Genomic DNA, 10,144 nt, shown 5'->3' on the forward strand with positions numbered 1-10,144 from the left:
AGTAAACTACGATATGACTATTACAAATAAAAGAGGCTACTTATGGATATTCAATTTCTTGATTTTCTACAACAACCAACACTCAACAATGCGCTACTCTGTATTTTTTTACTCATTGCATTATCATTTATACCCTTTATGCCGATGCCAGCTGTTTACAGCGCCATTGCTTTAACATTTCCAATCGGTGTTTCTTTGTCAATTAGCCTCCTTGGCAGCGTTATAGGTGCATTGTGTATGTATATGCTCTGTAAGACCGTCCTCGCGCGCTATTACAGCCGCAAGATAGAGAAATTACACAGTCACTACTTTATTCGTCTAGCGCGTCAGAACGGCTTCTCAGCTATTTTACTAGCACGCCTCATCCCCATTTTCCCATCTGCGGTCATCAATATTATTGCTGGGGTTCTTCAACTACGATTTTGGCCATTTGTCTGTGCCACATTTCTGGGAAAAATCCCAACAATTATTATGTTTACCCTTACAGGCAATCAACTTATGCAACAAAACTATTCGATGCTTTTGTATGCAGGCATCTATCTAGCATTCCTCATCTTAATTGCCAATGGCATCCATAAAAATTGGCGAAAAAAAGATACACGCTAAGACGAAACTTTTTTCACCTATTGTTCGTACACTAATAGGAAGGATGTGAATTAATATGTTTCTTATACCAACAATCGTCGCTTTTTTATATGAATTATTTTTAGCCATTCCATTCGTAGGTGGCGCAACCGTTCTGGCAACAGGCTTTGGCACAGTAACGCTCGCCTTTATAATTCATATAGTTGTTCTCGTAACACGCTTTGCAGTTGGTGGCTCTAAAGCCGTACCCATCATTGCTATTTTTTTAACAATCTTCACTTTTATTCCATTCATCGCATGGTTCTGTCATGCCATCATCGCCATTATGTATTTAGTTGACCTCATTTTCAGTCGACCAAAAGTAAATCAATACACACGCTAATCAAAAATAAAAGGTCCCCGAAAATCCAGATGATTTTCAGGGACCTTTCATTTTTGACCTTTCAGAACTTGTGGAGTAAGCGCCTTAGCAGCTTCCTAGCAATCGATTTAGGCATCTGGTTTATGAATCCAATGACAAGCAAATACTTATATGCCACCATTCTCTTTTTTGCCCAACTGATGATTTTTTTAACACGATAAAAAATTTTACTGATTCTCTACGAACTTCATCCAGTCTAACACGGCTACTTCTATCATTTTTTCATCTCGAAAATTAAATGACCGCTTACATTTTCAACTTTATTACTTCACGTTTTAAATCTGCATACAATTTTTCCAAGCAGTAAACTAGGTCTCTCCTCACCGCTATTAAATATAGCTCTTTTTTCAAAAATAGAAATACATAATTCATCGATCCACTCTTCAGAACCTTTATCTTTAAATCATTTTATCGTTCCAGATCTTCCAGAGGCCATACCATCGCCTCTAATAATAGAATATATTTGTTAATTTATTTTTAAATAATGATAGATAGAGTCCTCTACCATATTTTTCAACTTTATATTCATTGTTACTATTGGCAATGTTTTATTATCATTATTAGTTACCAATTCTTGAATAACTGTATTTTTATCAATCAAACCTGTTCCCAGATAGAAAAAATCGGTACCTTCTGCTCCTTCTTTTTTAATAAAGACATGAAGATCGACATTTTGTGCTTCTGCATCTATTATATTTTTCACTTCTTTTGAATCTAAAGTACGCTGGGATTTTGTATACCATTTTAGTAATTCAGGTGTTAATAACTCATCTGCATAATGAACACTTGAAGTGAGTTCTTCATCCTTATGATATGTGATAAAAATAGGTAAAGTTTTATGTTTAAGACGATACCCATTTATCGTTCCACTTTCATCATTTTCCCAATTTAATAATCTACAAATATCTTTTCGCGAATATTTCTCATGAATAGTTAATGGTGTACGATCATATTTCTGATTTTTCATAACTGCTACTTCTATTACATTTAAAACCTCGGTTTTAAATGACTCTTCTACAAGTAACCTTTTAAAATGATCATTTAATTGATATTCCCCATCAATTAAATTGACCAATGGCTGATTTCCATATTTTTTATAATCATTTGAAACAAAGAAAGAATAATTTAAAAATCGTTCAACAGATTTAATTGTAGCTACATCATGCTTTTCACCCATTGATCTCAATCGATCAACAAATTTTTTCTGCGTTAGCGTTTCATTATTTATCAATGCTTTTAATAAGACTATTTCATGAATTCTCTTGCCATTTAATAGTTCCATCGAAAGCATAAATAAAACTTCATTTGCATAGTTTTTTGGAGATATTGTTGGTTCTTTAATTGCTTCTAAAAATAATGGGTACGTCTTTTTGGAATCTATAATTACCTGTGGATCCACTGAATCATATTTCATAAAGTCAAGCAAACTAGGCTTTCTACCAACTTTACTTTCTAAATTTTTATATGCATCTCGCAAATTTTTCATAGAAGATAAATTTGTATTTTTTATTGATTCAAATATTCTTTGTTTCGCAATCTCCTCAAAATTCACCACTGATATACCCTTAATATAATTTGTTTCTGCAGTATTTTTCTTAGTATTATCTTTATTCAATGTTTGATCTCCTGATAATGCTATGGGAATTAAATAGTTATTTTTATAATTCCCAATAAAATCAATAATTGCTACGTACTCTTTTGATTTATGCTTCCTTAAACCTCTCCCAAGTTGCTGAATGAAGATAATACTAGATTGCGTTTGTCTTAGCATTATAATTTGATTTACCTTCGGAATATCAATACCTTCATTAAAAATATCTACTGTGAAAATATAACTTATTTCGCCATTCTCCAATCGACCAATTTGTATTTCCCGTTCAGCTTGACTATCTTCACCTGTTAATGATGCAGACGCAATACCACGTTCTTCAAAAGAGATTGCCAATTCTCTTGCTTCTTTTTTACTACTACAAAAAACTAATCCTCTTAAAACATCACCTGAATAACCATAATACTCTAATTTATTAATAATATGATTAACTCTTTCATCTTTGACTAAATCTTGTATTGTTGTACCTTCATCAATCATCTTTCCATCTATTTCATAATCAGTAACACCAAAATAATGGAAGGGGCATAACATATCTTCTTCCAAGGCTTCTTGTAAACGAATCTCATATGCGATATTGTAATCAAATAATTTATACACACTAAAATCATCTGTTCTTTCTGGTGTTGCTGTCATGCCTAAAATAAAATCTGGCGTAAAATAATCAATTGTTTTTGTATACGAACTTGCCCCTGCTCTATGTACCTCATCAACTATAATATAGTCAAAATGTTCTTTTGCGAAAGAATTCAATGTTTCATCTTTTGATAAGGACTGTATTGTTGCAAATAAGTACCTAGCCTTTATTTCTTTACTTGTGCCTGACAAGATTCCATATTCAGAGTCTTCTCCACCTAATATATCTTTAAAATCTTGTTGAGCTTTCTTCAATATTTGCTCTCTATGAACTATAAATAATAATTTTTCCGGTTGTACATTTCGAACCTCAAATGCAGAGAGAAATGTTTTTCCTGTTCCAGTTGCCGAAACAATTAATCCACGCTTCGCACCTTTTTTTCGTAATGCTTCAATTTGTTCCAAAGCCTTACTTTGCATCTTATTAGGTAGTATCTCCCGATCATTTTGATTACATGACATGTCAAAGCTTTTCATTTGATTTTTCTGCTGTAGTTGTAGATTATACACTTCTTCGTATTTGTGAATCCATGAAGTAGATAGTTCAACTGCTTCATCCCAAAGTTTTTCATATTGATTATTAAAACTTTGAACCAGTTCTCCATTCTCTAAAGAAGTGAATTTAATATTCCACTCATAGTTTTTCTTCATTGCTGTTTCAGTTAGATTTGAGCTACCGACTAATAATGAAATATAATTCTCTTTTTTAAAAACATAGCCTTTTGCATGAAAGCCACTTATTGATGTTAAGCGTACATCAACATTTCTTAATTTTAATAATTCTTTAAATACTTTAGGATTATTAAACCCTAAATATGTTGAAGTTAGGATTCTACCACGAATTCCTTTTTTATCAAGATCCAGTAAAGCTGTTTTTAACATAGACAACCCACCTTCAGTTATAAAAGCTACCGAAATATAAAAAGCTTTACAATTTATTAGTTCCTCTAACAAGCTAGGTAAAACTTGTTTTCCTTCTCCGTTCACTATTAGTTGTGGGCGATGTATTTCACTTGAATAACGTGTTTGATCTATAAAAGCGCTTTGTAATGATTGTCCAATTATTTTTTCTAATTCAAAAGTTGCTTCTGTCATCTGTAAAATCCCCTAATCCATAGTTTCCATTATTTTTCTCACCGCAGGTATATCTGCTGGTGCCCAATCTAATATCATTAAATCTTTTTTCTTCAACCAAATACTATCAGAGTGTTCAAGGAGATTTAGTTCTCCTTTTTTTATTTCTGCCATATAGGTTTCTAATCTAACAATAAAATTTTCATATTCATAGATTGTATCTTCTACTTTCTCATATACATTAATTAAACAATTAAATTCTTCTTGAATCTCTCTAACTAATGCAATCTTTGATGTTTCACCAATTTCTATTTTACCACCTGGAAATTCCCAATACCCTCCTAATGTCATTTTTAAATTTCTTTGTGCAGCAAATATTTCATTTTTCGAATTTTTAATAATTGCCCCAACAACATGTATTTTTTTTTTCATTTTTATCTCCTTTTCTTTTATATTTTCTATAAAAATATAAACTATCCATATTAGTCAAATATAGAGCGCCAATGAAATTATATTTTACATTTTTAATCATTTTCATACCATTGATATTTGTTAAACTTCCCCCTCATTCAATTCTTATTTGTGTTTGTTCTCTTAGTATATTTTTTGTGTCTACCAATAAAGTTATTAACTTATATATTACATCTTTTGCTGAATTCATCAGTCATATACAATCAACTTTCCCACTTGATTGTACAGTTCCTACAATGCGTCTTGATCGACTAAAATTCTCAACCATAGAATTTACTAAAATGTAGTTTTTTAACTTCTCTATACACTTAATTACTGCTTTTTTCATCTTCATCACAACTATTAATGATAGGAATAGCTCATCAAAGAATTTCATGTCACAAGCTCCTCTTTCTCTCATGAATTCTATTGAATTTTTAAGTTTAATGAATAGTTCATCATTTAACTCTGTTTTTTATTTACCTCAATCAACAATCTCTTAGGTATTTTATACAGATGAATTATATAACATCATATATCTTACACGTATAAACATAGTTTACAATGTAAAAGGTTTTTCTTAACAGTAATATCTATATTTAAAAATCCTTTTATAAACTACTATTTCAGCATTTGATTTTTATCATATTTTTTCTTTAAAGTATGATAGATTAATAAAGAGTAATTGTATCTTCAAGTGCAGAAATATTAAAAAAACTGATTTACTTGACGATAAAATAATAAAAAACATCCGTATGGAGAAGGCCAGTAATGGCTTTTTCCATACGGATATTTTTGAAATGATTTAAAAATCTGTTGTTGGATCGATTGAGCCTGCAATTCCCACAAAAATACCAATGATGATATAAAATACAATCCATACTCCAATTGCGATTAGTCCCCACATAAGAGCTGATTTTGCAGCGATTGGTTTTTCACCTTTCCATACAAAATACATAATGATTCCTAAAAGGGGCATGAAGCAAAAGGTTATAATATTTATACCGATATTGGCTTTATCTTGTACAGGTTGTTGTGCGCTTTTCTCTTCTTGCATTGGTTCTGGTTGAATTGGTTCTTTTGATTGTTCTGGTTCTGAATGGGTCGATGAAGAAAGCGCTGCACCACAGTTCGTACATATTTGTGCATTTTCCTCATTTTTCTCTCCACATGATGAACAATACATAATGAACACTCCTTTTTTAGACAGATTGATAGTCATTATAAAATAGATGACTAAAATCTAATATACCCTAAAATTATCTTATTATACCTTACAAATATTGCTAGAAATAACTACTAATCTTCAAGCCAATCCCATAACCAAATTGCGCTAGATTTACTAGAATATAAATAATGGCAATCCCACCTAAAACGCCTGTTATAAAGCGCCTACTATTTGTACTCTGCCATTTCCCTGCTAATTGTCCGCCACCATCAATCACTATCGGTAAGCCAAGTAAACAACTTGTCACAAGTGATGGTGTACCTACTGTAAAAGGAAGAATGACACATATCAAATAACCAAGTAGCATACCGGTACAACGAGCACATAGTGGAAACTGTTTTCCTTTAAAAAAAAATGATCTTTCCGGCATTTTATGACACATAAAGAGTGTTTGCATATATCTTTCCAACCTATTGTCTCCCTTCCATAGCTATTCTCTTGAATACTATTTCCCTAATTAAACCTATTTGAAATCTTTCGAACAAAAAAAGTACCCCCTTCAAATGAAGAGAGTACCTGAAATCATTATAATCAATTATTTACCAACTGTTTTAACAAGTAATGCTGGATCCATTTCTAATGGATTATGTGTTGGGAGTGATTTTAAGATGGCTAATAGATCTGTTAAATATTGACCGTGGTTGATTTGGAATATATCATCGAAATCGAATTCTGGTGTGAATGTTTCGTCTTCAAAACTCCACTTGATGGCTGCTGCTAAATACTTTTTACCATCATATTTTTTTAATTTTGTTCTATAAAAGTTTGGCTTGAATGTAATATGTGCTTTTGGTAGTTCCATCGTGTCGATGTCTTCTAATTTGCCCATAATGTCAGCAACTGTTTTCAGTTCTGCTTTCGTTGTTTCTAATGCATAGTTTGCGATCCCTGAGTTCGCAATTTCAGTGCCATGAACATGCGCATTTTTAAGGTTTTCTGGTAAGTTAATACCTTTATAAATAACATCTCTCACTTCTTGCTCTGTTAGTGGGAAATCTGTTCTGATTGGACGATTTTTATCTGTTACTTCTACTTCCCAGCCTAATAAAATGGAATTTGAAGGTGTTTTATGGACTTTTTCTGTATAAATCAGTTTTTCAGCTTTCATTTTCTCTTGAACGGCATCCGTTGCTGCTTTAATAATTTCTTTCCAGTTTGTACCGAATAATGCTTCAGCTGTATCTGGTTTTAAGGCTGCTCCAATAAAGTCATTTTCGCCTCGTAATGTTAAAGCAATTTTCACTTCAACTTTTTTAGTTCCGTTGACTCCTTGTAAATAAATAGCTGTTTTTGGTTCGCCAGCACCCATTGTGCGTGTTTTACCAACATGTTCTACTTCAAATACTTCACCTTTATGATTAAATTTACCTTCTTTTTTAAACTTTTCAATAATATGTTGCTCTAAAATTTGATATTCTTTTTCCAAAATAATTCCTCCTAATGGTCTAACTGCTATATCGAATAATGTATTTTGCATATACGTTACTATTTATAATCTACCTCTCATTGTATCAAAATGAGAGGTGGTAGGTCTATGGTTTGTTTTGCCAATAATATAACTGTTGTTTATCAAAATGATTAAAATATATCGTACCATGTAATTATTTTACTTTCCGAAATAGTTTGAATATAATGAGAATTAGATGGAGAAAGGATGAAAATTATGCCACAATTATTAAATCGTAACGAAGTAAATATGGAAGATACTTGGAATTTAGGTGATTTAGTACCTACTGCTTATAAGATTGATGCTCATATGGATCAACTAATTATTGATGCTCAAGTATTTGAAAGGAATTTTTCTAGTAGATTAACTTCTGCTCAAGATGTCATTTCCTGTTTGAAAGTTTATGAAGAGTTATATGAACGTTTTGTCATTTACACTACATATGCACGTTTGCGTTTGGATGAAGATCGCGGTAATGGGAAAGCACAATTACAACAGGCTAAAATCGGGACCGCTGCTGCGTCTGTTATGAGTGCCTTATCCTTTGTCGATAGTGATTTGGCAGCTTTACCAGCAGCTATCTTACAAGAAGCACAACATATGGATTCAACGTATATTACGTTGATTGACAATATTCTACGCAATAAACCTTATCAATTACACCCGGAAGTTGAAAAAGCGTTAGCGACCTTATCGCCAGTACTGGATTCTCCCTATGCAATATACAATACAACGAAATCAGTAGATATGAATTTTCCTGATTTTGAAGTTGCTGGTACAACGTATCCGATGAGTTATGGTGCATTTGAAAATGAATGGGAACTTGAGCCAGATACCGATAAACGTCGTGCAGCATTTACAGCATTCTCTGCTAAGATTGCCGACTATCAACATACGACGGCAAAAGTCTATAATACGCAGCTACAAAAAGAAAAAACGCTTGCATCAATGAAAGGATTCGATTCTGTCATTGATGCATTGCTTCATGTCCAACATGTCGAACGTGATTTATACAATCGACAAATCGATTTGATCATGACTGAACTTGCTCCACATATGCGTCGTTATGCACAACTATTAAAAAAAACCTATGGCCTCGACAAAATGACTTATGCTGATCTAAAAATCGCTTTAGATGCTGATTTTGATCCCCTTGTAACAAAGGCAGAAGCACAAAAATATATTTTACATGCTGTAGAACCAATGGGTGCTGATTATGTTCAAATGGTACAAGAAGCCTTTGATCATCGTTGGATTGATTATGCACCAAATAAAGGGAAGTCCACTGGTGCTTTTTGTTCAAGTCCATATGGTTGCCATCCTTATATTTTGGTATCTTGGCATGATAAAATGAATGATGTTTTTACGTTAGCCCATGAGCTAGGACATGCGGGACATTTTGTCAATGCTCATAAAAAACAGACGATTTTCAATTCGCGCCCTTCAATGTATTTTATAGAGGCTCCATCTACGATGAATGAAATGTTATTGGCGAATCATCTTGCACAGTCGAATGATGATCCACGCTTCAAACGTTGGGTGATTTCAAATATGGTTTCTAAAACATATTTCCATAATTTTGTAACTCATTTACTAGAAGCAGCCTACCAACGAAAAGTCTATACGATGATTGATGAAGGACAATCCGTTAATGCGCCCATTTTAAATGACCTATTCCGCCAGGTTCTCGAAGAATTTTGGGGTGAGGATGTAGACATTACAACTGGGGCAGAGTTGACCTGGATGAGACAACCTCATTATTATATGGGCTTGTATTCATACACATACAGTGCTGGTTTGACAATTTCTACTCAGGTATCACAACGTATTATTAATGGTGATGATACAGTGATTGCAGATTGGTTGGAAGTTTTACAAACAGGTGGTACGAAAACACCAGCTGAATTGGCCTTGATGGCAGGGGTGGATGTGTCGACCGATGAACCACTACGTCAAACAATTGCTCATATCGGCAATCTTATTACAGAATTAGAACAATTGACCGCTGTGTTAGAGCAGTAACAACTCGTCCTATGCATGATTCGTTCTCCTTCCTTCGGGATGTAGAGCTGTCATGCATTTTTTTATGATTCAATGCTATACTATTTTACAAAAAGGAGTGATTAGGTCATGAAACAATCCATCGTCCACATAGCACTTGTTGTAAATGATTATGATGAAGCCATTGATTTTTATACAAAACGACTACATTTTACACTACTAGAAGATACGTATCAGGAAGAACAGGACAAGCGTTGGGTAGTTGTAGCCCCTCCTGGTTCAAATGGCACAGCAATTTTATTGGCTAAAGCATCAAAAGAACATCAAACAGATTTTATTGGTAATCAAGCCGGTGGACGCGTGTTTCTATTTTTAGCGACGGATCATTTTGATAGAGACTATCATAATATGGTGGCTAACCATATAGAGTTTATCCGTCCACCTAAACGTGCTGACTATGGGACCGTTGCCGTTTTTAAAGATTTATACGGTAATTTATGGGATTTAATCGAGTTTACAGAAGGTCACCCGATGTCGGCTCGCTTAAAAAAAGACACCGATTAATCGGAGGGCACTGAAAAACTTACGTTTTTTATGACGAGTTGATTTTTTAGATAAAAATAAGGCACTTTCTGTTCGATTTGAACAGAAAGTGCCTTATTTCATTGTCTATTTCTTACTCTTTTTCATTTA

At 33.2% G+C, this 10,144-nt stretch carries 9 protein-coding genes; 4 read left to right on the forward strand and 5 right to left on the reverse strand.

The genetic code is table 11. The annotated features are described in order from the left end of the window. Positions 1-42: 42 nt before the first annotated feature. Together DEX24_RS04915 and DEX24_RS04920 are read left to right on the forward strand one after the other, a co-directional pair. Positions 43-606 (forward strand): TVP38/TMEM64 family protein, encoded by a 564-nt coding sequence (locus DEX24_RS04915; protein ID WP_109305293.1) that lies wholly within the window; start codon positions 43-45, stop codon positions 604-606. 55 nt (positions 607-661) lie between these two features. Continuing rightward, positions 662-967, forward strand: coding sequence for a hypothetical protein (locus tag DEX24_RS04920; RefSeq protein WP_109305294.1), 306 nt, complete (start codon positions 662-664; stop codon positions 965-967). 505 nt (positions 968-1,472) lie between these two features. Here DEX24_RS04920 and DEX24_RS04925 read toward each other — a convergent pair. The 5 genes from DEX24_RS04925 to DEX24_RS04950 form a co-directional block, all read right to left on the reverse strand. Continuing rightward, positions 1,473-4,346 carry a DEAD/DEAH box helicase gene (locus tag DEX24_RS04925; RefSeq protein WP_109305295.1) on the reverse strand — a complete coding sequence of 958 codons (2,874 nt, stop codon included), beginning with the start codon at positions 4,344-4,346 and terminating at the stop codon, positions 1,473-1,475. A 12-nt stretch (positions 4,347-4,358) separates the two neighbouring features. Beyond that, positions 4,359-4,757: a (deoxy)nucleoside triphosphate pyrophosphohydrolase gene (locus tag DEX24_RS04930; RefSeq protein ID WP_109305296.1), complete on the reverse strand. Its 399-nt coding sequence runs from the start codon at positions 4,755-4,757 to the stop codon at positions 4,359-4,361. Between the two features lie 823 nt (positions 4,758-5,580). After that, positions 5,581-5,961: a zinc-ribbon domain-containing protein gene (locus DEX24_RS04940; RefSeq protein WP_109305298.1), complete on the reverse strand. Its 381-nt coding sequence runs from the start codon at positions 5,959-5,961 to the stop codon at positions 5,581-5,583. Positions 5,962-6,061: 100 nt separating this feature from the next. Continuing rightward, entirely contained in the window at positions 6,062-6,412 is a 351-nt protein-coding gene (locus DEX24_RS04945; protein WP_109305299.1) for a DUF2085 domain-containing protein, read from the reverse strand. Positions 6,413-6,538: 126 nt separating this feature from the next. Then, a complete protein-coding gene (locus DEX24_RS04950; RefSeq protein WP_109305300.1) occupies positions 6,539-7,429 on the reverse strand; it encodes a hypothetical protein in 891 nt (296 codons plus the stop codon). A 228-nt stretch (positions 7,430-7,657) separates the two neighbouring features. On the opposite strand from DEX24_RS04950, the gene pepF reads away from it, so the two are divergent. After that, positions 7,658-9,472, forward strand: coding sequence for an oligoendopeptidase F (gene pepF, locus DEX24_RS04955; protein ID WP_109305301.1), 1,815 nt, complete (start codon positions 7,658-7,660; stop codon positions 9,470-9,472). A gap of 108 nt (positions 9,473-9,580) precedes the next feature. Then, complete coding sequence (locus tag DEX24_RS04960; RefSeq protein WP_109305302.1) at positions 9,581-10,015, forward strand: VOC family protein; 435 nt, start codon at positions 9,581-9,583, stop codon at positions 10,013-10,015. Positions 10,016-10,144: the final 129 nt, after the last annotated feature.

The sequence above is a fragment of the Kurthia sibirica genome (genome assembly GCF_003143975.1).
GTDB lineage: Bacteria > Bacillota > Bacilli > Bacillales_A > Planococcaceae > Kurthia > Kurthia sibirica.

Excerpts from the sequence above, each read along its gene's own strand:
- DEX24_RS04930 (WP_109305296.1), bottom strand. The coding sequence starts at position 4,757 with ATGAAAAAAAAAATACATGTTGTTGGGGCAATTATTAAAAATTCGAAA.
- DEX24_RS04920 (WP_109305294.1), top strand. The coding sequence starts at position 662 with ATGTTTCTTATACCAACAATCGTCGCTTTTTTATATGAATTATTTTTA.
- DEX24_RS04915 (WP_109305293.1), top strand. The coding sequence starts at position 43 with ATGGATATTCAATTTCTTGATTTTCTACAACAACCAACACTCAACAAT.
- DEX24_RS04925 (WP_109305295.1), bottom strand. The coding sequence starts at position 4,346 with ATGACAGAAGCAACTTTTGAATTAGAAAAAATAATTGGACAATCATTA.
- pepF (WP_109305301.1), top strand. The coding sequence starts at position 7,658 with ATGAAAATTATGCCACAATTATTAAATCGTAACGAAGTAAATATGGAA.
- DEX24_RS04960 (WP_109305302.1), top strand. The coding sequence starts at position 9,581 with ATGAAACAATCCATCGTCCACATAGCACTTGTTGTAAATGATTATGAT.
- DEX24_RS04940 (WP_109305298.1), bottom strand. The coding sequence starts at position 5,961 with ATGTATTGTTCATCATGTGGAGAGAAAAATGAGGAAAATGCACAAATA.